The sequence below is a fragment of the Pseudomonas sp. LBUM1645 genome, from assembly GCF_059716185.1.
Genome location: NZ_CP166811.1, coordinates 5,764,975 through 5,789,638, shown reverse-complemented (window position 1 = coordinate 5,789,638; position 24,664 = coordinate 5,764,975). Strand labels below are relative to the sequence as shown.

General features: G+C 59.6%; 22 protein-coding genes and 1 pseudogene. 12 read left to right on the top strand and 11 right to left on the bottom strand.

Translation table 11 applies throughout. The features are described from left to right. Together ACA079_RS26280 and ACA079_RS26275 are read right to left on the bottom strand one after the other, a co-directional pair. The gene (locus ACA079_RS26280) at positions 1-414 is read right to left on the bottom strand and encodes a DUF4398 domain-containing protein (protein WP_415771159.1); all 414 of its coding nucleotides are present in this window, start codon (positions 412-414) and stop codon (positions 1-3) included. A gap of 274 nt (positions 415-688) precedes the next feature. Then, positions 689-1,033 carry a pilin assembly protein gene (locus ACA079_RS26275; RefSeq protein ID WP_415759296.1) on the bottom strand — a complete coding sequence of 115 codons (345 nt, stop codon included), beginning with the start codon at positions 1,031-1,033 and terminating at the stop codon, positions 689-691. 933 nt (positions 1,034-1,966) lie between these two features. Between ACA079_RS26275 and ppc the strand changes: the two genes are divergently transcribed. From ppc to ACA079_RS26240, 7 genes are all read left to right on the top strand, one after another. After that, positions 1,967-4,597 (top strand): phosphoenolpyruvate carboxylase, encoded by a 2,631-nt coding sequence (ppc, locus tag ACA079_RS26270; protein WP_497701468.1) that lies wholly within the window; start codon positions 1,967-1,969, stop codon positions 4,595-4,597. A 289-nt stretch (positions 4,598-4,886) separates the two neighbouring features. Continuing rightward, positions 4,887-5,534 carry an adenylate kinase gene (adk, locus tag ACA079_RS26265; RefSeq protein ID WP_497701467.1) on the top strand — a complete coding sequence of 216 codons (648 nt, stop codon included), beginning with the start codon at positions 4,887-4,889 and terminating at the stop codon, positions 5,532-5,534. A 93-nt stretch (positions 5,535-5,627) separates the two neighbouring features. Continuing rightward, positions 5,628-6,302: a tRNA (adenosine(37)-N6)-threonylcarbamoyltransferase complex dimerization subunit type 1 TsaB gene (gene tsaB / locus ACA079_RS26260; RefSeq protein WP_497701466.1), complete on the top strand. Its 675-nt coding sequence runs from the start codon at positions 5,628-5,630 to the stop codon at positions 6,300-6,302. A gap of 268 nt (positions 6,303-6,570) precedes the next feature. Continuing rightward, positions 6,571-6,876 (top strand): hypothetical protein, encoded by a 306-nt coding sequence (locus ACA079_RS26255; protein WP_008156859.1) that lies wholly within the window; start codon positions 6,571-6,573, stop codon positions 6,874-6,876. Next, positions 6,876-7,736 carry a DUF72 domain-containing protein gene (locus ACA079_RS26250; RefSeq protein WP_497701465.1) on the top strand — a complete coding sequence of 287 codons (861 nt, stop codon included), beginning with the start codon at positions 6,876-6,878 and terminating at the stop codon, positions 7,734-7,736. Before ACA079_RS26255 ends, ACA079_RS26250 begins: the two co-directional genes overlap by 1 nt. A 33-nt stretch (positions 7,737-7,769) precedes the next feature. Further along, positions 7,770-8,591 carry an isocitrate lyase/PEP mutase family protein gene (locus tag ACA079_RS26245; protein WP_497701464.1) on the top strand — a complete coding sequence of 274 codons (822 nt, stop codon included), beginning with the start codon at positions 7,770-7,772 and terminating at the stop codon, positions 8,589-8,591. A gap of 2 nt (positions 8,592-8,593) precedes the next feature. Continuing rightward, the gene (locus ACA079_RS26240) at positions 8,594-9,289 is read left to right on the top strand and encodes an extensin-like domain-containing protein (protein WP_497701463.1); all 696 of its coding nucleotides are present in this window, start codon (positions 8,594-8,596) and stop codon (positions 9,287-9,289) included. Between the two features lie 17 nt (positions 9,290-9,306). On the opposite strand, the gene ACA079_RS26235 is transcribed toward ACA079_RS26240, so the two are convergent. Continuing rightward, a complete protein-coding gene (locus ACA079_RS26235; protein ID WP_497701462.1) occupies positions 9,307-9,927 on the bottom strand; it encodes an energy transducer TonB in 621 nt (206 codons plus the stop codon). Positions 9,928-10,021: 94 nt separating this feature from the next. Between ACA079_RS26235 and ACA079_RS26230 the strand changes: the two genes are divergently transcribed. Continuing rightward, positions 10,022-10,804 (top strand): class I SAM-dependent methyltransferase, encoded by a 783-nt coding sequence (locus ACA079_RS26230; RefSeq protein ID WP_497701461.1) that lies wholly within the window; start codon positions 10,022-10,024, stop codon positions 10,802-10,804. A gap of 118 nt (positions 10,805-10,922) precedes the next feature. On the opposite strand, the gene ACA079_RS26225 is transcribed toward ACA079_RS26230, so the two are convergent. After that, entirely contained in the window at positions 10,923-11,567 is a 645-nt protein-coding gene (locus tag ACA079_RS26225) for a TetR/AcrR family transcriptional regulator (protein ID WP_497701460.1), read from the bottom strand. A gap of 93 nt (positions 11,568-11,660) precedes the next feature. Here ACA079_RS26225 and ACA079_RS26220 point away from each other — a divergent pair, with 93 nt between their 5' ends. The 3 genes from ACA079_RS26220 (at position 11,661) to ACA079_RS26210 (ending at position 17,282) form a co-directional block, all read left to right on the top strand. After that, positions 11,661-12,761 (top strand): efflux RND transporter periplasmic adaptor subunit, encoded by a 1,101-nt coding sequence (locus tag ACA079_RS26220; RefSeq protein ID WP_497701459.1) that lies wholly within the window; start codon positions 11,661-11,663, stop codon positions 12,759-12,761. 6 nt (positions 12,762-12,767) lie between these two features. Then, positions 12,768-15,839, top strand: coding sequence for an efflux RND transporter permease subunit (locus ACA079_RS26215; protein WP_497701458.1), 3,072 nt, complete (start codon positions 12,768-12,770; stop codon positions 15,837-15,839). A gap of 96 nt (positions 15,840-15,935) precedes the next feature. Continuing rightward, a complete protein-coding gene (locus ACA079_RS26210) occupies positions 15,936-17,282 on the top strand; it encodes a Fic family protein (protein WP_497701457.1) in 1,347 nt (448 codons plus the stop codon). Positions 17,283-17,406: 124 nt separating this feature from the next. Here the strand turns inward: ACA079_RS26210 and ACA079_RS26205 are convergent, their stop codons facing one another. The 4 genes and pseudogenes from ACA079_RS26205 to plsB all read right to left on the bottom strand — a co-directional run bounded on the left by ACA079_RS26205 (position 17,407) and on the right by plsB (position 21,582). After that, entirely contained in the window at positions 17,407-18,096 is a 690-nt protein-coding gene (locus ACA079_RS26205; RefSeq protein ID WP_497701456.1) for a DUF4197 domain-containing protein, read from the bottom strand. A gap of 29 nt (positions 18,097-18,125) precedes the next feature. Further along, positions 18,126-18,293 (bottom strand): annotated as a pseudogene (locus tag ACA079_RS26200) (YbaY family lipoprotein); the annotation flags it as partial. Positions 18,294-18,381: 88 nt separating this feature from the next. Beyond that, positions 18,382-18,984, bottom strand: a complete 603-nt coding sequence (locus tag ACA079_RS26195; RefSeq protein WP_497701455.1) for a hypothetical protein — start codon at positions 18,982-18,984, stop codon at positions 18,382-18,384. Between the two features lie 114 nt (positions 18,985-19,098). Further along, positions 19,099-21,582, bottom strand: a complete 2,484-nt coding sequence (gene plsB / locus ACA079_RS26190; RefSeq protein ID WP_497701454.1) for a glycerol-3-phosphate 1-O-acyltransferase PlsB — start codon at positions 21,580-21,582, stop codon at positions 19,099-19,101. A 164-nt stretch (positions 21,583-21,746) separates the two neighbouring features. On the opposite strand from plsB, the gene ACA079_RS26185 reads away from it, so the two are divergent. Beyond that, positions 21,747-21,956 carry a cold-shock protein gene (locus ACA079_RS26185; protein WP_008146705.1) on the top strand — a complete coding sequence of 70 codons (210 nt, stop codon included), beginning with the start codon at positions 21,747-21,749 and terminating at the stop codon, positions 21,954-21,956. 136 nt (positions 21,957-22,092) lie between these two features. Here ACA079_RS26185 and ACA079_RS26180 read toward each other — a convergent pair whose 3' ends face one another. From ACA079_RS26180 to dapE, 3 genes are all read right to left on the bottom strand, one after another. After that, entirely contained in the window at positions 22,093-22,470 is a 378-nt protein-coding gene (locus tag ACA079_RS26180; protein WP_008146702.1) for a hypothetical protein, read from the bottom strand. A gap of 83 nt (positions 22,471-22,553) precedes the next feature. After that, the gene (locus ACA079_RS26175) at positions 22,554-23,363 is read right to left on the bottom strand and encodes a putative RNA methyltransferase (protein WP_415771137.1); all 810 of its coding nucleotides are present in this window, start codon (positions 23,361-23,363) and stop codon (positions 22,554-22,556) included. Then, entirely contained in the window at positions 23,363-24,514 is a 1,152-nt protein-coding gene (gene dapE, locus ACA079_RS26170) for a succinyl-diaminopimelate desuccinylase (protein ID WP_111451022.1), read from the bottom strand. Before dapE ends, ACA079_RS26175 begins: the two co-directional genes overlap by 1 nt. Positions 24,515-24,664: the final 150 nt, after the last annotated feature.

Below are 24,664 nucleotides of genomic sequence, written 5' to 3'. Positions count from 1 at the left end.
TTACTGCACGGTGCGCTGGCTTTCCTGACGCAGTTCTTGAACACCTTTCTGAGAGTCCTTCACAGCCTGTTCAGCTTTGATCGCCTGGGCCTTGCGCTCAGCCACGCGAGCGTCCCACTCGGCCTGTTCGGCCAGGACCTTGGCTTCGGCGTACTTCTTGTCGTGCATGGCGATTTCGGCTTGTTTGAGCTTGTCCTGCGCGGATTTCATTTCCACTGCCGCGAATTCGGTACCGCCGGCACTGACGGCGCTGTTGACCGCTGATTCCGTCACGGCGAATTGCTCGCTTGGCGGGTTACCGGCACAACCGGCCAGAACGAAGCTGCTGCCGATTGCCAGTGCAGCCAGTTTGAGGCTACGCAGAGGGGGGAACGAGGATTTGGCAGTTCGGGTTTTCATGGTCTTCAACTCCATTGGAATAACTCCTGAAAAACTAAAAAATCCATCCTGGGCAAGGAGCCGCAACCTTCAATTTCCGGGGGTGTTTTAAAACGGCCGTCCCAGGCGTGGTTAATGGGTGTGACCCGAGGCGTTTTTCAAAAGTTCAGAGAATATGGCCCATTGCCCGAAAAACTTTGACCGAGCGGACAAGGCTCTAAACCGGGAATTCTTACCGCAAGCAGCCGTATTCCCGGCCCTGCAGGGGGCCAGGAATACGCATTTTGGGAGGGGGAAAGAAGTGCGGTAATCAGTGTTTCTGTTTGTCGTCGACGGCCGACAAATCGTGCAAGTGACGACGGGATAATGCGAGAAAACGCGGAGTCGGACCGACGTCTTCGTACAGCGGATCACCTTCTTCGTCGGTGGCCACAACCGTCGAGCCCTTTACGTACGGGAAGCTTTTTTCGAGCTCTTCCAGGGCGGCGCCGATCAGTTCGCCGAGCAGTTCTTCGGGGTGTCGTTTGGGGTACATTTCGATAATGGCCGCCAGCCGTGCGGCGGCCTCCACATCCAGATGAATCGAGTATCCGGTATCGGTCAGACGACCCTTGGCGTTTTCTTCCCAGTGATGGGCAAGTTCGCGGATTTTCATAGTGACCTCAATGCGCACCTGCTCGTGGCAGGCAGTGTCAGTGTCCGGCAATCGCCGGCGGCAGCCGTTGTAAGGCTTACTCTTCAGACTAGCTTTAACGCCCAAGGTTTAAAGTCCCTTCGTCGTCTAATGCCGTTGGGGGGATTGGGTGTATATCCGTTTTTGCGGTGATGGCTGATTACGGTTTCGCTTTTACAGCGAGTCACTTTCGAAAAGCGCGAAAGTAACCAAAGCGCTTTTGCCACTTTCGTTCGGTGCCTCGCCTAGGCTCGGCATGCCCTCGCTCCGGTCCTGCTCCGTGGGCCCGCCGCCATCGGCCATCCATGGCCGGGGGCGGCTAACCCGGCATCCATGCCGGGTTGCCCACTGCGCAGAACCTCCACTCGGCCTCTCGAGGCGGCGGTGCATCAAGATCAAGAGCTGCAGGCGAGCTAACGCTCGGCCTGTTGAGTGGTGAGAAGCGTGCGTACACCCCCGCCCCCCCTGTAGGAGCTGTCGAGTGAAACGAGGCTGCGATCTTTTGATCTGGCTGTGGCTGTTGCTTCAGATCTGCCGCCCCTTTCCCAGAGGCCGAACGCAGGTATTGCGCAGGGGGCACCGCGGCAAGGATGCCGCGGTAGCCGCCCCCGGCCATGGATGGCCGATGGCGGCGGGCCCCCGGAGCAATGCCGGAGTGAGGGCATGCCGAGCCTAGGCGAGGCACCGAATGGCGGGGCAGAAGCGCTTTGGTTACTTTCGCGCTTTTCGAAAGTGACTCGCTGTAAAAGCGAAACCGCCAGCAGCCATCACCACAGAAACGGATATGCACCCACCAATCCCAATCCCCAATAGCATTCCCTTCGTCGTCCGCTTGTAAGAACCACTTTACAGCGGCACTCTCTAACCCAAGAGCATGGACACCAAGTCACCCGGATTTTCGCTGGAGAACTGCTGATGACCGATATTGATGCACGCTTGCGCGAGGATGTTCACCTGTTGGGTGAACTGTTGGGCAACACCATTCGTGAACAGTACGGCGACGGTTTTCTCGACAAGATCGAGCAGATCCGCAAAGGCGCCAAGGCCGACCGTCGCGGTTCGATGGACGCCGAACTGAGCGCCAGCCTCAACCAATTGAGCGAAGAAGAGTTGCTGCCGGTGGCGCGGGCGTTCAACCAGTTTCTCAACCTGGCCAATATCGCCGAGCAATATCAGCTGATTCACCGTCGCGAAGAGTCACAGCCTGCGCCGTTCGAAGCGCGGGTACTGCCGGAACTGCTCGCCCGCCTGAGTGCTGAAGGTCATGGCGCCGAGTCCCTGGCCCGGCAACTCGGACGGCTGGAGATCGAACTGGTCCTCACCGCGCACCCGACCGAGGTGGCGCGCCGCACGCTGATCCAGAAATACGATGCGATTGCCGCGCAACTGGCTGCCCAGGACCATCGCGACCTGACCGCTGCCGAACGCGAGCAGATCCACACCAAGTTGCAGCGCCTGATCGCCGAAGCCTGGCACACCGAAGAAATCCGCCGTACCCGCCCAACCCCAGTGGATGAAGCCAAATGGGGCTTCGCGGTGATCGAGCATTCGCTGTGGCAGGCGATCCCCAACTATTTGCGCAAGGCTGATAAAGCCCTGCATGACGCCACTGGCCTGCACCTCCCGCTGGAGGCCGCACCGATTCGCTTTGCCTCGTGGATGGGCGGCGACCGGGACGGCAACCCCAACGTGACCGCTGCCGTAACCCGTGAAGTCTTGCTGCTGGCGCGATGGATGGCCGCGGACTTGTACCTGCGCGATGTCGATCACCTGGCGGCCGAGTTGTCGATGCAGCAGGCCAGCGACGACTTGAAGGCCAAGGCTGGCGACAGCGCCGAACCTTACCGTGCGGTGCTTAAACAGCTGCGTGAGCGCCTGCGCGCGACGCGTAACTGGGCTCACGCCGCCTTGACGAAGACCACGCCGGCACCCGCCGATGTGTTGCAAAACAACCGCGAGCTGCTCGATCCGCTGGAGCTGTGCTACCACTCGCTGCATGAGTGCGGCATGGGCGTGATCGCTGATGGTCCACTGCTCGATTGCCTGCGCCGGGCGGTGACGTTCGGGCTGTTCCTGGTGCGGCTCGATGTGCGTCAGGACTCGACGCGCCATACCGCGGCGATGACCGAGATCACCGATTACCTGGGCCTGGGGCGCTACGAGGACTGGAGCGAGGAAGAGCGCATCGTCTTCTTGATGCGTGAATTGAACAACCGTCGGCCGTTACTGCCGGCGTACTTCAAGCCATCGGCGGACACCGCTGAAGTGTTGGCGACCTGCCGGGAAATCGCTGCCGCACCGGGCGCATCCCTCGGTTCGTATGTGATCTCCATGGCCGGCGCCGCTTCCGACGTGCTGGCCGTGCAACTGCTGCTCAAAGAGTCTGGCGTGTTGCGGCCGATGCGCGTGGTGCCGCTGTTCGAAACCCTTGCCGACCTCGACAACGCTGGCCCGGTGATCGAAAAACTGTTGCTGCTTCCGGGTTATCGCGCGCGCTTGCAAGGGCCGCAGGAAGTGATGATCGGCTACTCCGACTCGGCCAAGGACGCCGGCACGACGGCGGCGGCCTGGGCGCAGTATCGGGCGCAGGAGCGCTTGGTCGACATCTGTCGCGAGCAGCAAGTGGAACTGCTGTTGTTCCACGGTCGCGGTGGCACCGTGGGACGCGGCGGCGGCCCGGCACACGCGGCGATTCTGTCGCAGCCGCCGGGTTCGGTGGCGGGGCGTTTCCGTACCACCGAGCAGGGGGAAATGATTCGTTTCAAATTTGGCCTGCCGGACATCGCCGAGCAGAACCTCAACCTGTACCTGGCAGCGGTATTGGAAGCGACCTTGTTGCCGCCGCCGCCACCGGAGCCTGCCTGGCGCAATCTGATGGACGAATTGGCCGCTGACGGTGTCAGCGCTTATCGCGCCGTCGTGCGGGAAAATCCGCAATTCGTTGAGTATTTCCGCCAGTCCACTCCGGAGCAGGAACTGGGACGCTTGCCGCTGGGCAGTCGTCCGGCCAAGCGCCGCGCCGGCGGGATTGAAAGCCTGCGGGCGATCCCGTGGATCTTCGGCTGGACCCAGACGCGTCTGATGTTGCCGGCGTGGCTCGGCTGGGAAGCAGCGCTGAGCAAGGCGCTGGAGCGCGGCGAAGGCGAGCTGCTGGGGCAGATGCGTGAGCAGTGGCCGTTCTTCCGCACGCGCATCGATATGCTGGAAATGGTGTTGGCCAAGGCCGATGCCGATATCGCCCGGTCTTACGATGAGCGCTTGGTCGAGCCGGATCTGCTCCCTTTGGGTGCGCATTTACGCGACCTATTGTCGCAGGCCTGCTCGGTGGTCCTTGGGTTGACTGGTCAGTCGCAGCTACTGGCACATAGCCCAGCCACGCTTGAATTCATCCGCTTGCGCAACACTTACCTCGACCCTCTTCATCTATTGCAGGCTGAGTTGTTGGCGCGTTCGCGACAACAGGAAGTGGCGCAGGGCAGCCCGGTAGAACAGGCGCTGCTGGTGTCTGTGGCGGGGATTGCCGCCGGTTTGCGTAATACCGGCTAAGGTTTTCGTCGTGGGGCAAGGCACTCGGCGCGAGCGTCGAGTTGCCTGTAGGCGAGGGGTTGAAAAGTGCTGCCAGGCGACAGTTAGTGATGGGGTTGCGACTAGGGTTACCCCGACGAAAGGCCACATCAGGCGCGGGTTTCTCCGACTTTCGGCGGCTTGTGTGCTCCGGGCCTGCTGTGTATCTTGATCAGCCTTTGACCGTTTGGGCGGTCACGACCCTTTTTTTGAGATTGGCCCCACGAGGCGAATCTGACGTTATCTATATAAAAAATTGAGGAGCACATCGATGCGCGTCATTCTGCTGGGAGCTCCCGGGGCCGGTAAAGGTACTCAGGCTAAGTTCATCACCGAAAAATTTGGCATTCCGCAAATCTCCACCGGCGACATGCTGCGTGCCGCGGTCAAGGCCGGCACCGAGCTGGGCCTGATCGCCAAGAGCGTCATGGACAGCGGTGGTCTGGTTTCCGATGACCTGATCATCAATCTGGTCAAGGAACGCATCAGCCAGGCCGATTGCGCCAACGGTTTCCTGTTCGACGGTTTCCCGCGCACCATTCCTCAGGCTGAAGCCCTGGTGAAAGCTGGCGTGGAGCTGGATCACGTGGTCGAAATCGCCGTCGACGACGAAGAAATCGTTCAGCGTATCGCCGGTCGCCGCGTTCACGAGGCCAGCGGCCGCGTGTACCACACCGTCTACAACCCGCCGAAAATCGCCGGTAAAGACGACATCACCGGTGAAGAGCTGGTGCAGCGCAAGGACGACACCGAAGAAACCGTGCGTCATCGCCTGTCGGTCTACCATTCCCAGACCAAGCCTCTGGTAGCGTTTTACCAGAACCTGGCCGCTGATCTGGGCAAACCGAAGTACAGCCACATCGAAGGTGTTGGCTCGGTTGAAGCGATCACTGGCAAGGTGCTTGAAGCACTGAGCTGAAAAGTCTGAATCGCTTCATCTTCTACGGCCCGCTTGCGGGCCGTAGTTGTTTATACTGGCGCACTTTTTCTGACCTCTCTTACGGAAACATCGATGAGCACCTTGCTGGCCCTGGACACCGCGACTGAAGCTTGCTCCGTTGCCTTGCTGCATGACGGCAAAGTCACGAGTCATTACGAGGTGATCCCACGCCTGCATGCGCAGAAGTTGCTGCCGATGATTCAGCAGTTGCTGGCGGATGCCGGGACCACTTTGCAAGCGGTCGATGCCATCGCCTTCGGACGTGGTCCGGGTGCGTTCACCGGCGTACGGATCGCCATCGGCGTGGTGCAGGGGCTGGCGTTTGCGCTGGATCGTCCGGTGTTGCCAGTATCGAACCTGGCCGTGCTAGCGCAGCGGGCCTATCGCGAACATGGCGTGAGCCAGGTGGCTGCCGCCATCGATGCGCGGATGGACGAAGTGTATTGGGGTTGCTACCGCGAAACGGCGGGGGAGATGCGGCTGGTCGGCAATGAAGCAGTGCTTCCGCCGGAAGTGGCCGCGTTGCCGGCTGACGCCAGCGGTGAGTGGTTTGGCGCCGGCACTGGCTGGGGTTATGCCGAGCGGATCGCCGTCAGCCTGGCCGGGCAGGATGCGGCCATGCTGCCTCACGCTGAAGACTTGCTGACCCTGGCGCGTTTTGCCTGGGCGCGTGGCGAGGCGATCGTGGCTGATGAGGCTCAGCCGGTGTACCTGCGCGATAAAGTCGCCACTCCCAAAGCACGTTGATCTTGTGGCGAGGGAGCTTGCTCCCGTTCGGCTGCGAAGCAGTCGTAAACCTACCTGCGCGGTGTGCCAGATGAAATTTGGGGCCGCTTCGCAGCCCAACGGGAGCAAGCTCCCTCGCCACAATGAGTATTCCAACTCAAGCCAATCGTCAGTTTCTAACCCCAGCTTTTAAACCTTTTCCATTTTCTGTGTTCTAGTTATCACTCGGCGGTTTGCGCAGCGGGTTTTGCGCCACTAAACTGCCATCATTGATCCCGGACATGTACTCATGCGTATAGACGGCGTTCCCTCTCAGTCCTACCCCATCAAGCGCAAGCCTCGCAAAGGCCCTGTGGCGGATGACGACTACGTCGATATCGACGGCGAGCTGGAAATTCCATCCGAAGAGCAAATGGCTGCCCGCGCTGCCAAAGCCTCTGCGCAACGCTTGAGCAATCTCCCTGCCCGTCAACAAGACATGCTTTATCACCGTGCCATGAGCAGCAGTGTCGCGAAGGCCCTGGCCAGCTACCTGAGCACTGCCGGTTTTGTCGATTGGGATTCGGATGTGCTGGGCCTCGACCTGTACATCTGATGCTGCTGCCTTACTTCCTTGGCTGTCCGTCCTGGAGTGAAAACGCCTGGCGCGATTATCTTTATCCGCCGGACGCCAAATCCGCTGAGTTTCTGAGTCTCTACTCCCAGGTTTTCAACGCCGTGGAAGGCAATACGACCTTCTACGCGAGCCCGGCTGCGACCACTGTGCAGCGTTGGGCCGAGACCATGCCCGAACACTTTCGCTTCACTGCCAAGTTCCCCGGTGACATCAGCCACAGCGGTGACCTGCGCGAACAATTGACCGCTGCCGAAACCTTCCTGCAATTGCTCAGCCCCCTCGGCGAACGGGTTTCACCGCTGTGGCTGCAACTGTCCAAAAGCTTTACGCCGCAGCGACTGTCGGAGCTTGCCGGTTTTATTGATGCTGTGGACCGGCCTCTGGCGGTTGAAGTGCGGCATGACGAGTTCTTCGCCAAGGGCGATGCCGAGAGAAGGCTCAATCGCCTGCTGCTGGATCGCGGTGTCGAGCGTATTTGCCTCGATCCTCGCGCGCTGTTCAGCTGCACATCGACCGATCCTTCTGTACTTCACGCCCAATCGAAAAAGCCCAGGGTGCCGCCGCGCCCGGCAGCCTTCACGCAATGTCCGCAGGTACGCTTCATCGGCCATCCGCAACTTGAGGCCAACGACCCGTTCCTGGTGCCGTGGGTTGAGAAAATCGCCGTGTGGATCGAAGAGGGCCGCACGCCCTATATCTTCCTGCACACCGCCGACAATTTGCTGGCCGCCAAACTGGCGCAACGTTTCCACGCAAAACTGATGCTGCGCTTGCCTGGCCTGCCGCCGCTGCCTGAGCTATACAGAGAGCCCGCTGCCGAGCAACTTGGCCTGCTCTGAAGCGGATTCCCTGCCTTTTTCAGGAGCCTGCCAATGGATGCGCAAACCCTTCGAGCCCAAGCCTTCAAAGCACTGCATGAACGCGAGGGCGCTTTTGTCATTCCTAACCCGTGGGACGCCGGCTCGGCGAAAATGCTCGCCAGCCTTGGTTTCGAAGCGCTGGCGACCACCAGTGCCGGATACGCCTTTTCCAATGCCCGCCCCGATGGCGCGCTGACGCTGGACGACACCCTGGCAAACGTTCGGGCGATTGTCGCGGCAACTGATCTGCCAGTCGCCGTCGACCTGGAAAACGGCTTCGCTGACGATCCAGCCGAATGCGCACAGAGTATTTTGCGGGCGGCAGAGGCCGGTGCGGTTGGCGGTTCAATCGAAGATGCCACGGGCCGTGAAGAAGCGCCGATCTACTGCTTCGAGCATGCCGTCGCGCGCGTCGAGGCTGCCGTGGCAGCTGCTCGCAGCTTGCCGTTTCCCTTTATGTTGACCGCGCGAGCGGAGAACTTTCTGCACGGCAACCCTGATCTCGCCGATACCATTCGCCGCTTGCAGGCGTTTGCCGAGGCGGGTGCCGACGTGCTGTACGCGCCGGGTCTGCGCAGTGCTGAAGATGTGTTGGCGGTGGTCCGTGCGGTGGCGCCGAAACCGGTGAATGTGTTGATGTCTGGCGGACTGAAATTGACGGTCGAGCAGTTGAGCGAAATGGGCGTCAAACGTATCAGTGTCGGTTCGGCTCTGGCGCTGGCGGCGTATGGCGAGTTTTACCGCGCTGCCGAAGAGATCAAGACGTCGGGCACATTCGGGTTCACCTCGCGGTCCATGCCGTACGCCCAGGCCAATAAATTGTTCAAAGGCTGACGATGCGGTTTCGGTGGTGGCTGCTGTTGATGCTGTTGATCATCGGCACGGCGGCGGTGAGCGTCTGGCGCGGCTGGATCTCACTGCCGCCGCAGTGGAATCCCTGGGCGCCGCTGGACGTGAAGGCCGCGCCCAATTTTCTGACCCGCTACAAACTGATGCGCCTGCGCGATGATCCGCAGTTGTGCGATCAAGCCCTGAGCAGCTCTGGATTGCGCGTAACCCATCAGGCCGACAGCCCCGACGCGACGTGCCCGTTGATCAACACTTTGCGTGTGCAAGGCGGCGAGGTGGCGCTGAGCAGCAGTTTCCTCGCCAGTTGCCGCCTGGCGGTGTCGTTCGCCCTGTTCGAACACCACGCCCTGCAACCCGCCGCACAAGCGGTGTACGGCCAAGCGGTAACGCGTGTCGACCATCTCGGCAGCTTTGCCTGTCGCAACGTCTACAGCCGCGAAAACGGCAGACGCAGCCAGCATGCCAGCGCCGATGCGCTGGATATCGCCGGTTTTCGTTTGGCTGATGGCCGATCCATCAACGTGCTCAAGGATTGGCCGAAGGATAATCAGGACGCACGGTTTTTACGTCAGGTCCGCGATGGCGCCTGCGACATGTTCAGTGTGGTCTTGAGTCCGGACTACAACGCCGCCCATCGCAATCACTTTCATGTGGATGTCGGGCCGTGGTGGGTGTGTCGCTGAAGGCCTGTTATTGAAGATCAGGCGGCGATGCGCAGGTTCTGCAGGACGATCGGGCGAGCCCAGCCGTTATCGAAATCGAGTTGTTTCTGTTGCTCCACCAGCTCTTCGGGCGAGAACGGCGGGAATGGCTTGTCCAGCAGATCGAGTTCGAATTCGGCGATCGGCAGGTGCAGCGGACGCGGTTGCGGCGCCGGACCTGCTTCCGGCACAGGCTGACCTGCGGTGAGCACGATCGGGCGGACCCAGCGGCTTTCGAAGTCCTGTTGCTTCTGTTGAGCGACGATTTCTTGTGCCGGGAACGGTGGGAAAGGTTTGTCGGCCAGGTCCATTTCGAACTCGGCAATCGGCAGGAACAGTGGCTCAGGCGGTTTGACTTCGGTTTCCTTCACATCGCATTCGCGCTGACTGACAATGTGCGCCAGCAGCTCGCTGCCGACGGTCGGCTCGACCGGGCTCTCGAGGTCAACCGGTGGGAAAGTGCCACACGCCGGCACCACATCACTCGACTGATCGGCCAGGGCCTGGGCAAAAAAATCCTGCCACAGGTGACTGACGCCGCTCAGTGCTTGAGAGTTTCGCAGGCCATAATCGCCATGACGCGATATGTAGCCAACGGATGTGGATTGAATGTCTGACATTTTTCTCGGTCGACGCTCAGCTCTGGCAAAATGCTCGTTAGTTTTGTTATCGGCCGTTTTTGCCGATCATTAATTTTTTGAGTGTGTTTTCCCCATGATTGAGCAACCTGCGGCCTGCCGCATCCATGTCGAGGCCCTGGCCGCGACTTTTCAGCCACAGGCCGAACAATGGGCCGAGCGCCTGGGTTTGCCGATGCAGGTGGATGACGGTGAGTTCGCCTTGCAGGTCGGCGATCAGGGTTTGCAGCTGCAGCAACTGGGCCCGGACGCGCCGGGGCCGGTGCGGGTGGACTTTGTCGAGGGCGGTGCGGCGCATCGGCGGTTGTTCGGTGGTGGCACGGGGCAGATGATCGCCAAGGCGGTCGGTGTTGCCCAAGGCGTGCGTCCGCGCGTGCTGGATGCCACGGCGGGGCTAGGCAAAGATGCGTTCGTGCTGGCGAGCCTGGGCTGCGAGATGAGCCTGATCGAGCGTCAGCCGCTGATTGGCGCGTTGCTTGAAGATGGCCTGGCGCGCGGCGCGGAAGACTTTGAGGTGGCGCCGATCGTGGCGCGGATGCGCTTGCTCAAAGGTAATTCGATCGAGGTGATGCGCAATTGGGAAGGCGAGCCGCCGCAGGTGATCTACCTCGACCCGATGTTTCCTCATCGTGAGAAAACGGCCTTGGTGAAGAAGGAAATGCGCCTGTTCAGGCCGCTGGTAGGCGATGACCCGGATGCGCCTGCACTGCTCGAAGCCGCGTTGGCGTTGGCCAGCCACCGGGTGGTGGTCAAGCGCCCGCGCAAGGCGCCATGCATCGAAGGGCCGAAACCGAGTCATGCGCTGGATGGTAAATCCAGCCGGTATGACATTTACCCGAAGAAAGCGCTGAAACCTTAAGACCGCGTCGTCCCCATCGCGAGCAAGCTCGCTCCCACACTGGATCTATGCAACACCGTAGATCCCCTGTGGGAGCGAGCTTGCTCGCGATGGCGTCAGATCAGACGACCAATATCTATCAGGCTGTCGCTGGTCGATACGCCCGCATAAACAACCCCACCACTTCCTGCACATGGCTCTCGGCCGCATCCCCGGTCAACGGCTCGCCACAACCATAAAGCAGCCTGAAATTCCCCGCACCCTTGAGCAGGCAGAAGAAATGCTCGGCCGCATTGCGCGGTTTGTCGATGCTCAACGCGCCACTCTGATTAACCTTGATCAGCAACCGCTCCATGCCATGCAGCATGCGCTCAGGCCCGGCCTCGAAGAAGATCAGCGAGAGTTTCGGGTCCTGGCTGCCCAGCGTCATCATCAATCGATGCAGGTTGACCGATTCGTCGCTATTGATCAGTTGATGAAAGCCACGCGCAATGTTTAACAGCACCGTTTCTACCGCAGTGCCGTCCGGCAATTCGAAAAACAGCGTCGGCAACTGCTCTTCGCACTTGGCCATCACGGCGGCGGAGAACAGCGTCTCCTTGTCGTTGAAATGGCTGTAGACCGTCAACTTCGACACACCGGCCTCGGCCGCCACGGCGTCCATGCTGGTATTCGCATAACCCTTGCTCAGAAACAGAGTTTTCGCCGCATCGAGGATCGCCTGGCGCTTGGCCAGATCCTTGGGACGGCCCGGGCCGTTGGGTACTGAAAGATTGTTAGGCATATGCGCTTTTAATACTGGACTGGTGAGTTTGCTATTAATAACATACTGCTCAGTATAATTATTCCAAGCACCATTAGCGAAAGGTCCTTCACCATGTTCCGCTATGCCTTGCCCCTCGCGTTGCCAGTCAGTCTGGCGTTTTTATTGTCTGCGTGTGGTCACGAAGAGGCGCCTCAAGTCACCGTTCGCCCGGCTATGGTCGTGCAGCCAGAGCCGTCGTCCCAGGCGATGGAAAGTTTTCCCGGTGAAGTCCGCGCACGGTATGAGCCGGAACTGGCGTTTCGCATTGGCGGTAAAGTCAGTCGACGACTGGTCGAAGAAGGGCAGCGGGTCAAGGCCGACCAACCTTTGGCGGAGCTCGACCCTCAGGACGTGCGCCTGCAACTGGAAGCCACCCGTGCCCAGGTAACCGCTGCCGAGGCCAACCTGAACCTGGTGCGCGCCGAACGTGATCGCTACAAGACCCTGATGGACCGTCAGATGGTCAGCCGTTCGCTGTACGACAATTCCGAAAACCTTTACCGATCCGGTGAAGCACGCCTCAAGCAAATCAAAGCCGAATTCAACGTTTCGACCAATCAGGCCAGTTACGCGGTGCTGCGTGCGCCTCAGGATGGCGTGGTGGCTAAACGCGCGGTTGAAGTCGGGCAAGTGGTGGCGGCGGGGCAAACCGTATTTACCCTCGCCACCGATGGCGAACGCGAAGTGTTGATCAGCTTGCCGGAGCAGAGCTTTGGCCGCTTCAAGGTCGGTCAACCAGTGTCAGTCGAACTCTGGACCCAACCCGACCAACGTTTCGCCGGGCGCATCCGTGAGCTGTCGCCCGCGGCCGATCCAAAATCGCGCACCTTTGCCGCCCGCATCGCCTTCACTGCCGGCAAGGTTCCTGCGGAACTCGGCCAGAGTGCCCGGGTGTTCGTTCAAACCTCCGATGTGGTGCCGCTGTCGGTGCCGCTTTCCGCGCTGACAGCGGAAAACGGCGCAACCTACGTCTGGGTCGTCAGTGCAAACAACACCTTGAAGAAAACCCCGGTCCGGGTCGGAGCCTTCGGCGAGAAAACCGTACCGGTGCTCGAAGGCCTGAACGCCAGCGACTGGGTGGTGGCCGCTGGCGTCCATGTGCTGCTTGAAGGGCAGCAGGTGCGTCCGGTGGATCGCTCCAACCGCGTGGTCAATCTGGCGGACAAGGAGTAATCCCCGATGGGTTTCAATCTTTCCGAATGGGCGCTGCGTAATCGCCAGATCGTACTGTTCCTGATGCTCTTGCTGGCCATTGTCGGCGCACTGTCCTACACCAAGCTCGGCCAAAGTGAAGACCCTCCGTTCACCTTCAAGGCCATGGTGATTCGGACCAACTGGCCGGGGGCCACGGCGCAGGAAGTGTCGCGCCAGGTCACCGAGCGTATTGAAAAGAAACTGATGGAAACCGGTGAGTACGAACGCATCGTTTCGTTCTCCCGTCCGGGTGAATCCCAAGTGACGTTCGTCGCCCGTGATTCCATGCACTCGGTGGAAATCCCGGACCTGTGGTACCAGGTTCGCAAGAAGATCGGCGACATTCGTCAGACCCTGCCTCCGGGCATCCAGGGGCCATTCTTCAATGATGAGTTCGGCACAACGTTTGGCAATATCTACGCGCTGACGGGCGAAGGTTTTGATTACGCGGTGCTCAAGGACTACGCCGACCGCGTGCAGATTCAGCTGCAACGGGTCAAGGATGTGGGCAAGGTCGATCTGCTCGGGCTACAGGACGAGAAGATCTGGATCGAACTCTCCAACGTCAAACTCGCCACCCTCGGTTTGCCATTGGCCGCCGTGCAGCAAGCGCTTGAAGAGCAGAACGCGGTCTCCACAGCCGGGTTCTTCGAGACCTCCAGCGAGCGATTGCAGCTACGCGTCTCGGGGAATTTTCAGACGGTCGAAGAGATCAAGAGCTTCCCGATCCGCGTCGGTGATCGTACGTTCCGCATCGCCGATGTGGCTGATGTGCGTCGGGGGTTCAACGATCCGCCAGCGCCGAGCATGCGCTTCATGGCGGAAAACGCCATCGGTCTGGCCGTGGCCATGAAGGACGGTGGCGACATTCTGGTGCTGGGCAAGGCGTTGGAAATCGAGTTCGACCGGATCCAGAAAAACCTTCCTGCCGGTATGCAGCTGCGCAAGGTCTCCGACCAGCCCGCCGCCGTGAAAAGCAGTGTCGGTGAGTTTGTTCAGGTGCTGGTGGAAGCACTGGCAATCGTCCTGCTGGTGAGCTTTTTCTCCCTCGGCGTGCGCACCGGCATGGTGGTAGCGCTGGCGATTCCTTTGGTGTTGGCGATGACGTTCGCCTGCATGTATTACCTGGGAATCGGCCTGCACAAGATTTCCCTCGGGGCGTTGGTGCTGGCACTGGGTTTGTTGGTGGACGACGCGATCATCGCCGTGGAAATGATGGCGATCAAAATGGAGCAAGGCTTCGACCGGATCAAGGCGGCCAGTTACGCCTGGACCAGCACCGCATTCCCGATGCTCACCGGTACGCTGATCACCGCTGCCGGCTTCCTGCCGATTGCCACTGCGCAATCGGGTACGGGCGAATACACCCGTTCGATCTTCCAGGTGGTGACCATCGCGTTGCTGGCCTCGTGGGTGGCCGCTGTTGTGTTTGTGCCTTATCTGGGGGAAAAACTCCTGCCGGATCTGGCGAAGATTCATGCAGCCAAACATGGTACTGGCGACGGCCAGCCCGACCCTTACGGCACGCCGTTCTATCAGCGCGTCAGACGCTTGGTGGAGTGGTGCGTGCGGCGGCGCAAGACGGTCATTGTCCTGACGGCCGTGTTGTTTATCGGTTCTGTCATCCTGTTTCGATTTGTGCCGCAACAGTTCTTCCCGGCATCGGGTCGTCTGGAGTTGATGGTCGATCTGAAACTGGCGGAAGGCGCCTCGTTGAGCAACACCCGCGATGAGGTCAAACGCCTCGAAGCACTGCTCAAGGATCACGCAGGTATCGACAACTATGTCGCTTACGTGGGCACCGGTTCGCCACGTTTTTACCTGCCGCTGGATCAACAACTTCCTGCAGCGAGCTTCGCGCAGTTTGTCGTCCTGGCCAAAACCATTGAGGAGCGCGAAGTCCTGCGCACCTGGCTGATCGAAGCCCTCAAGGAACAATTCCCGGCCCTGCGCGCGCGGGTGACACGTCTGGAGAACGGGCCACCGGTTGGCTATCCGATGCAGTTCCGGGTCACCGGTGAGCACATCGAGGAAGTCCGCGCGCTGGCCCGTAAAGTGGCCGCCAAGGTTCGCGAGAATCCGCATGTGGTCAACGTCCATCTGGATTGGGAAGAACCGAGCAAAGTCGTTTATCTGAACGTCGATCAGGACCGCGCCCGGGCGCTTGGCGTGAGCACCGCGAACCTGTCGAAGTTCCTGCAAAGTTCTCTGACCGGTTCCAGCGTCAGCCAGTACCGTGAAGACAACGAGTTGATCGAGATTCTGTTGCGCGGCACGTTGCATGAACGCACCGAACTGTCATTGCTGCCAAGCCTGGCGGTGCCGACCGACAATGGCCGCAGCGTCGCGCTGTCGCAAATCGCGACGCTGGAATACGGCTTCGAAGAAGGCGTCATCTGGCACCGCAACCGCTTGCCGAACGTAACGGTCCGCGCCGATATCTACGGCAAGGAACAACCGGCGACGTTGGTGAAGCAGATCATGCCGACCCTCGATCCGATTCGCGCCGAACTACCGGACGGCTACTTGCTGGAAGTCGGCGGCACAGTGGAAGACTCGGCTCGCGGGCAGAATTCGGTGAAGGCCGGTGTGCCGCTTTTCATCGTTGTGGTGCTGACGTTACTGATGCTGCAACTGCGCAGTTTCTCACGCACGTTAATGGTGTTTCTGACGGCGCCTTTGGGTTTGATCGGTGTGACCTTGTTCCTGATGGTGTTCCGTCAGCCGTTCGGTTTCGTGGCGATGCTCGGGACGATCGCGCTGTCCGGGATGATCATGCGTAACTCGGTGATTCTGGTGGACCAGATCGAGCAGGACATTGCTTCCGGGCTCAAGCCTTGGCAGGCGATTATTGAAGCCACGGTGCGGCGCTTCCGGCCGATTGTGTTGACTGCACTCGCGGCGGTGCTGGCAATGATTCCGCTGTCGCGTAGCGTGTTTTTCGGGCCGATGGCGGTGGCGATCATGGGCGGGTTGATTGTCGCGACGGCGCTGACGTTGCTGTTTCTGCCGGCGCTGTATGCCGCGTGGTTCCGGATCAAGAAAGACCCAGCCTAACGTCCTACGTGTATTTCAGATCCCTCTGATATTGAGTCATAGGGATCTGAATGCTGTACTCAAAACTCAGTTTTACGAGCTTTTGAGACAGCCATAATGAAAAAGCCGCCCATTTTGAGGGGAAGGACCGACCCGGTATTCGACCTTTTGGGGAAGTCGCCCCACAAGGAACGCCTCTCGGATTACCTCGCCTTGCTCAAGCCGCTGGACGATCAGGGGCGTTATCTGCCTTTCGATGAGTTGCGCTACCGCTGGGCGCCGGGGCTGGATTCGAATCTGTGCTGGGCGCTGGTGAAGAAAGCCCGGACTGCGCAGTACTCAAGTCTTTTGCCACTGGGCGAGCCGCTTCAATGGGGCAAATTCGTGCTCACGCCGTTGGCGCAGAAAGCTATTTCCGCCGTCGATCGACAAGCCACAACGGCCGCGCTGGAGTACATGACCAGTCAGATTGGTGAACATGCGCACTTCAGCTATCTGCTCAACGATTTGATCGAAGACGAAGCCATCAGCAGCAGCCAGCTCGAAGGCGCGGCGACCACCACGCGGGTGGCCAAGGACATGCTCAAGCGCAATCGCCTGCCGCGCACGCCGGATGAGCGAATGGTGATCGGCAACTACAAGATGATGAACTTCGCCTGGGAAAAGCGTTATGACGCCCTGAGTATCGAACTGATTTCAGCCATGCACCGGGTGGGTGTCGAGGGCATTGATGACACGCAATATTCGCCGGGGGAGTTCAGGCGCAACGATGATGTGGTGGTGCAGGACGGCGAGGGCAACACCGTGCATACACCGCCGCCCGCAGCAGGGCTGGTGTCACGATTGCGGGTGCTGTCGACGTGGATCAACCAGCCCCACAACGATCCCGATCAAGTGGATTACCTTCATCCACTGATCAAAGGCATCGCACTGCATTTTGCTCTGGGCTATGAGCATCCTTTTCGCGATGGCAACGGCCGAGTGGCGCGGGCACTGTTTTACTGGTTCATGTTCAAGAATGACTTCTCTGCCTTTCGCTACATTGCGATCAGCATTTTGCTGCGCAGTGCGCCGGTGAAATACGGACGGTCTTATCTGAACTCTGAGGCTGATGACCTCGACCTGACTTACTTCATCGATTTCCAGTGTTCGGTCATCCTGCGGGCTGTCAGCGGTTTCACCGAGGCATATCGGAAAAGTCTGGCGTATGCCGAAAGCTTTGATCGCTGGTTGTTGGCGTCCGGCTTTTTTGACCGATTGACCGAGAAGCAGCGAGCCGTATTCCAAGTGGCCAAGAGCGGGATGGCCAAGGAGTTTACAGCGGTCAATGTGAAGGAGAATCTGGACTGTTCTTACAACACCGCGTCGGCAACCCTGAACGGGCTGGTCGAGTTGAATGTGTTCGAGAAAAGGAAGATCGGTCGCGAGTGGGTGTTCTTTCTGCGGGCTGCATCGACTGCTTGACCTATGTGGGAGCGAGCTTGCTCGCGATGGCGGTGTATCAGCCACAGTTAATGTCGACTGACACGGCCTCATCGTCGGAACGCCGCCCGGAGCAAGCTCGCTCCCACAAGGTCGGTGTTAAGGCTTAGAGCGTACCGAAGACTTTCTTCGCCAAACTGGTCGCTGCCGCTGCAGGATTCTGGCGAATGGTTTCTTCCTGTTTACCAATCATCTCGAACAGACCGTTCAACGCCTGCTCGGTCACGTAGCTTTCGATGTTGGCGCTCTTCGCATCCACCACACCCATCGTCGCGGCTTGCCCGGCGAACGAGTTGTACTGCTTGGCCAGGCCCACCTGGTCGGTGGCTTGCTTGACGATTGGCAGGAACTTGACGCGGATCTGTTCGCGGCTGGTTTTGCTCAGGTACTGAGTGGCCGAGTCCTTGCCGCCGCTGAGAATGCCCTTGGCATCCTCCACGCTCATCTTCTTCACCGCGTCCACCAGGATCGGCTGGGCTTGCGTCACGGCGGTTTCAGCCGCTTTGTTCATGCTGGTTTCCAGCTGATCAACCTGGTCGCCCATGCCGAACTGTTTCATCTTGCTGGCGACTTTGCCCAGTTTGCCCGGCAGTTCGATTTTCACGTCCGGGTTGTTGCTGAAGCCGCCCGGCGTGCCGAGTTGCTTCACGGCCAGTTGCGCACCTTGAGTCAGGGCATCCTTGAGGCCGCCGGTGGCGTCTTTTTGTGACAGGTCGTTGAGTGACAGTGCCAGGGCGCTGGCGGAGATCATCAAGCCTGCGCACAGGCCGGCGAAGCGAAGGGTAGAGCGGAACATGGCAGCTTCCTTTGTTCAAAAATTGAGAGTTAGCGAGCGGCGTCGACGCGGATTTTCAGAGGCTGCGGGTCGCTGCCATCCAGCTGCACGGCGTGATGTTCGGTGGTGATGAACATCAGTTCGCCATTCACTTCGATCCGTGCGCTGACCGAGTACCGATGGCCGGGTTTGACCTGGGCCGGATCGTAACTCAGATGATGGCGCCCGAAGTAGATGAGCGCCGACGACAATTTAACGGATTTTTCCGGCGATTTCGCCCCATGGATCTTTTGATATGCGCTTTTTTCAAATTCTACTAAAGGGTTTCAATACAACGGACCCGGGATATACCGCAATTGAATTATGGTATTCATTTTCAGTGGCTGTCAGCGTATAGCGTTTGCCAGGTACGACAGTGTCCGGGTCGTATTCCAGATAGAACGCCTCGGCCATTTGTTTGCTGATATGTATTGGCGTCAGTTGCGCAGTTGTATCGTCGTACTCGTGGGCGACAACAGTGACTGCATGTTCAGGTTGAACCGCTTGAGGCGCTTGCGCCTGGAGGTAGAGACGGCCAACTGGGCTGAGATGCAGGGTTTGTCGGTGTGGCGCACGATGGACAATCACGAAGTAGTCCAGGTCAATCAGCAGTGGAACGCCGTTGTGGGTCATGCTGACAGCGACAAGGTATTTAACGCTGACATCGGAATAGTTGTGTGCAAATGAAAAGTTCCAGCGCCCACTACGCAGTACGGGTTCACGGGATTGCGCCACTTTGATGGGGGTGGAAGAGTTTGCGGTATGAACGCTTATATAAGTTTCGCCTTCGCCACCGCTGGGCGGTAGAAAGTCTTCAGGCAAACTAAAGGTGAGGGTGGCGTATGAGTTGATATTTTCTAATGGGTTCATCGCGATGTCCGTATCGAAATTAGTTGTAGAGGGTCTCTATTAATTCATAACTTGGTGATTATAAGAACATCCTTGTTCTTATAGTCATTGTCAGAAAGTTACAAGCGACCTCAACTAAGCCTGATCCGCCGCATCTTCACTGCGATGCAACGCGACCTGACGGATCGACAAGCGAATCTCCGCCGGCAACACCCGCTTGGCCGCGCCTTCGGCCAGTTCGCCGAGCAGTTCGTGATAACTCAGCTTGCCGGCCTCATCGCGCTTGAGCACGTCGAGGTCGAGCATCGTCTGGATGAAGTGGCGGAACAGGCTCTTGTCGAAGAACTCCGGGGCGTTGAGGCCATGGAGGATCGACAGGCGCTGGGCCATGACCGTGCACAGGTCTTCCAGCTCTTCGGCGCTGATGCTGTTCTGACCGCTGTTGAGTAGCAGCGAGACCGTCATGTAGAAGCGCTGCAAGGTCTGGGCGATGCTTTTCGACAGCAGGGTCAGCAGCACGAAATGCCGCGAGCTCGGCGCCGGCCGCAGGTAGACATCATTCTCAAAACGCAGCAGACCTTGCTCGACGAACGCTTCGAGCCATTGATCGATCACCGCATCCAGCTCGTCCAGCGACCAACGAATGAACAGTTCCGATTGCAGATACGGATATAGCGCACGGGTGTAGCGCAGGATCTGTTCGCGGCTCATGCGCGACGCGCTTTGGAAGAAGCTCGCCAGTAACGCCGGCAAGGCGAAGATGTGCAAAACGTTGTTGCGGTAGTAGGTCATCAGGACGGCATTCTGTTCGTCCAGGTACAGAATCTTGCCTAGGGCATCGCTCTGCTCGGACAGAAGATCCATGTCCTTAACATGCTCGATCAGCGCCCGGCCGTCACCTTCCGGCAGCGTGGTGTGCGGCGAGTACGGGACCTTGCGCAACAGCGCCAGGTACAGATCGAGCACGCGCGCCATAGCGCGATCATCCAGCGCGAGACGGCTGGTGGACAGCAGCGCCAGGGCCACCAGGTTGACCGGGTTGATCGCCGCCGCTTCGTTCAGATGCTGCGCGACTTTCTCGCCGAGGCGGTTGGTGGTTTCGTTGAGCCAGGCCGGTTTGAACTGCGGGCCGAGCTCCTGTTTACGCCAGTCCGGCTGCTCGCTGTCGAGGAATTCTGCCAGTTTGATCGGCTCGCCGAAGTTCACCGCCACTTGGCCGAAGCGCTGCTTGAGGGCGCCGATGACTTTGAAGATGTCGAAGATCGATTCTTTCTTCTTGGTCGCGCCACGCAGTTCGCCAAGGTAGGTCCGGCCTTCCAGCACACGCTCGTAACCGATGTAGACCGGGATGAAAACGATCGGCATCCGCGACGAACGCAGGAAGCTGCGCAGGGTGATTGCGAGCATCCCGGTTTTCGGCTGCAGCATGCGCCCGGTGCGCGAGCGACCGCCCTCGACGAAGTACTCCACCGGGAAGCCTTTGGTAAACAGGGTGTGCAGGTATTCGTTGAACACTGAGGTGTAGAGCGGGTTGCCCTTGAAGGTGCGGCGCATGAAGAACGCACCGCCGCGACGCAGCAGGCCGCCGATCCCCGGCATGTTGAGGTTGATCCCGGCGGCGATGTGCGGCGGGGTCAGGCCGTTGCGAAACAGCAAATAGGACAGCAGCAGGTAGTCGATGTGGCTGCGGTGGCAGGGCACGTAGATCACTTCGTAACCCGGGGCGACCTTTTGCACGCCTTCGATGTTGTTGACCTTGATGCCGTCGTAGATTTTGTTCCAGAACCAGCTCAGCACCACCTCCATGAAGCGGATCGCAGTGTAGGTGTAGTCCGAGGCGATCTCGTTGCCGTAACGCAGGGCCAGGGCCTTGGCTTTCTCCGGGGAGATGTTTTCACGCTCGGCTTCGTCAAGGATCGCTTGCTTGACCAGCGGCTGATTGAGCAGGCCTTTGACCAGATTGCGGCGGTGGGAAATGTCCGGACCGATCACCGCTGCTTTCAGGTTGCGGAAGTGCACCCGCAGAATCCGCTGGGCCATGCGCACGGTGCGCTCGTGGCCCTTGTTGTGGTTAATCAACTCGCGCAAATGGATCGGCGCCGAGAACTGCACGCGGGTTTTGCGCCCCAGCACGATGATGCTCAACAACCGACGCAGGCGTCCGGTGACTGCCCAGCTGTCGGCGAAGAGCAGTTTCCACGGGCTCGATTCGCTGTCCGGCGACTGACCCCAGAACACGCTGACCGGAATGATCTGCGCGTCTTCGGCGGCGTTCTGGCTCAGGGCGCTGACCAGGCGGGTCAAGGTCGGCGGTGCACCACGCTTGTCCTGACGACCCAACCAATCAGGCTCCGGCGTCAGGTAAAAGAACGCCGCGGGTTCCTCCAGCGTACCTACCGAGACCGGCAACACCGGGCGGGGCAAACCCGCCTTGCTGCACTCGGTATCGACCACGGCCAGGTCAGTCAGCGAAGGGTTTTGCAGGACGTAGAACACCGGACGGCTGCGGTCGAGGTTGAGGGTGAACGACGACTGATTGATCGTCTCCGAGCGAACCCAGAGGTAGAGCAATCGGCGCAGGGTGCCAAACACAAGACGGCGGAACGGGGAACGGGTCATACGGCATCTGCATGAGTGAATAAAACCGAGCGTTTGCTCGGGCGGCCGATAGTGTGCCGTATTCGCCGAAAATCGGCAAAAAAGCGCCTAAGTAAAGTTGAGTTGAGAGTTTTGGCGGCTGTCATATACTCGGCCGTTCAAAATAAAAATAAGGGGGTACTGACATGGCTACGCGCGAAACTGGCAATGTGAAGTGGTTCAACGATGCCAAGGGTTATGGCTTCATTCAGCGCGAGGACGGGGTGGACGTGTTCGTGCACTACCGCGCGATTCGCGGCGAAGGGCATCGCTCGTTGGCTGAAGGTCAGCAGGTCGAATACGGTGTGGTGACCGGCGAGAAGGGCTTGCAGGCTGAGGATGTCGTAGGTCTGTAATCCGTATCTTACGGATCACCCAAAACCACTGTGGGAGCGAGCTTGCTCGCGATGAGGCCCTTTCAGTCAACATCAATGTTGAATGTCAGTTCGCTATCGCGAGCAAGCTCGCTCCCACAGGTTTTGTGTACAGCTTTTAGACAGTTTTCCAGGTGATTTCTTCTTCGCCGTCCGCGCTGATGCGCATCCAGCGATCCGCTGTCTCTTCACCTTCTTCCTCGACCCAGCTACCCGGCGCGCAACGCACTTCGACGTTCAGCGCGGCAAACGCAGCGCGGGCGCAGGCGATGTCGTCTTCCCACGGGGTCTGGTCGCTGTCCAGGAACAGGCTGTTCCATTTGCCCACGGCTTTCGGCAGCCAGGTGACCGACACGTTGCCGGCCTTGCACTTGTAGGTCTGGCCTTTCTGGACCCAGTCGGTGCATGGGCCCAAAGCAGTGCCGAGCCAGGCCGCGACGGCCTTGTAATCGACGTCGGCGTCTTTCAGGTAAATCTCGATATCGGGTTGGCGCATGGATGTCCTCACTGCGGGTCTGAAAAATCCATTCGCGGATTTAGCCGGTCTACGGCAAATGCCGAAGACCAAAAAATTAAAAATTATTGAAGTACGAAGTAATCGTAGCGCATTGAAACAGTGACCTCGAACGGCTCGACCTGTTCGATAACCGCCGCCCGGCGTTCAGCACTGGCGCGCCAGCCGTGGGGCGTCATGGCCAAAAGGTTCGCCCGATCCTGGCCACTTTCCAGCGTCAGTTTGAACTCCAGGGTTTCACTGTGCTGCAGCGCCATGCCTTCCGGCACCAGGGCCAGATGCTTGTCGTCAGTGTATTCACGGACTTCGTCGTACAGACGCTCGCGCAATTCCATCAGATGGCCGCTGGTCGGCCCGACTTTCATCAAGCCACCACCCGGGCTGAGCAGACGCTTGGCTTCCTCCCAATCCAGCGGGCTGAAGACGCTGGCGAGAAACTGGCAGCTGCCGGAGGCCAACGGCACCCGCGCCATGCTGGCGATCAACCAGGTCAGCTGCGGGTTGCGTTTGCAGGCGCGTTTGACGGCTTCCCGGGAGATGTCCAACGCGTAACCGTCGGCGTTCGGCAAGGCCTCGGCGATTTGCGCGGTGTAGTAACCCTCGCCACAACCGATGTCCAGCCAGCGCTGAGGCGCGTATTGCGCCGCCAGTTCGGCCAGACGCTTGGCCACTGGTGCGTAATGACCAGCGTTCAAAAAGTCGCGCCGGGCTTCGACCATCGCCAGGTTATCCCCAGGGTCGCGGCTGTTCTTGTGCTGCACCGGCAACAGGTTCAGGTAACCCTGACGCGCACGGTCGAAACGATGCCCGGCGGGGCAGGCCACGCCGTTGTCCACCGCGTTCAGCGGTTCGCTGCAGATCGGGCAGGCGAGCATCAGGCGAGCAACTTGATCAGGGTCTGGTAGTAGATTTCGGTCAGCACATCGAGGTCGGCAGCCAGCACACGCTCGTTGACCTGGTGGATGGTCGCGTTGACCGGGCCCAGTTCAACCACCTGAGTACCCATGGTCGCAATGAAGCGCCCGTCGGAGGTGCCACCACTGGTGGAAGCCTTGGTTTCACGACCGGTGATGTCCTTGATGCTCGACGCGACAGCATCCAGCAATGCACCCGGTTCGGTGAGGAACGGCAGGCCGGACAGCGCCCAGTCGATGTGCCAGTCCAGGCCATGTTTGTCGAGAATATCGGCGACGCGCTTTTGCAGGCCTTCAACGGTGGATTCGGTAGAGAAGCGGAAGTTGAACACTGCCACCAGATCACCCGGGATCACGTTGGTCGCGCCGGTGCCGGAGTTCACGTTGGAGATCTGGAAACTGGTCGGCGGGAAGAAATCGTTGCCGTGGTCCCAGTGCTCGGCGGCCAGTTCGGCCAGCGCCGGGGCAGCAAGGTGGATCGGGTTTTTCGCCAGATGCGGATAGGCCACGTGACCTTGCACGCCGCGCACGGTCAGTTTGGCGCCGAGGGAGCCGCGACGGCCGTTCTTGACCACATCGCCCACCAGAGTGGTGCTCGATGGTTCGCCGACGATGCACCAGTCCAGACGCTCCTTACGGGCGGCAAGGCGTTCGATCACAGCCTTGGTGCCGTGGTGCGCCGGACCTTCTTCGTCGCTGGTGATCAGGAATGCCACCTTACCCTTGTGATCCGGGTAGTCGGCGACAAAACGCTCGGCCGCCACGGTCATGGAGGCGAGGCTGCCTTTCATGTCCGCCGCGCCACGGCCGCAGAGCATGCCGTGTTCGTCGATCACCGCGTTGAACGGGTCGATCTGCCAGGCAGTCACCGGGCCGGTCGGCACCACGTCGGTGTGGCCGGCAAAGCACAGTACCGGACCGTCATGTTTACCGTGGGTCGCCCAGAAGTTATCCACATCTTCGATGCGCATTGGCTCAAGCGCAAAACCGGCATCGCCCAGGCGCTGCATCATCTGCTTCTGGCAATCGGCGTCGACCGGCGTCACGGACGGACGGCGGATCAGGTCGATGGCGAGTTGAAGGGTCGGCGAAAGGTCGGCGTGGGCCGTCATGTAAGACTCCGGAAGCTTGAAATTGGGCATGGCTATGTGGGAGCGGGCTTGCTCGCGATTGCGGTGTGTCAGTCAACATAAACGTTGATTGTTACACCGCAATCGCGAGCAAACTCGCTCCCACAGGGATTGGGTTCGATCGGCGAACCG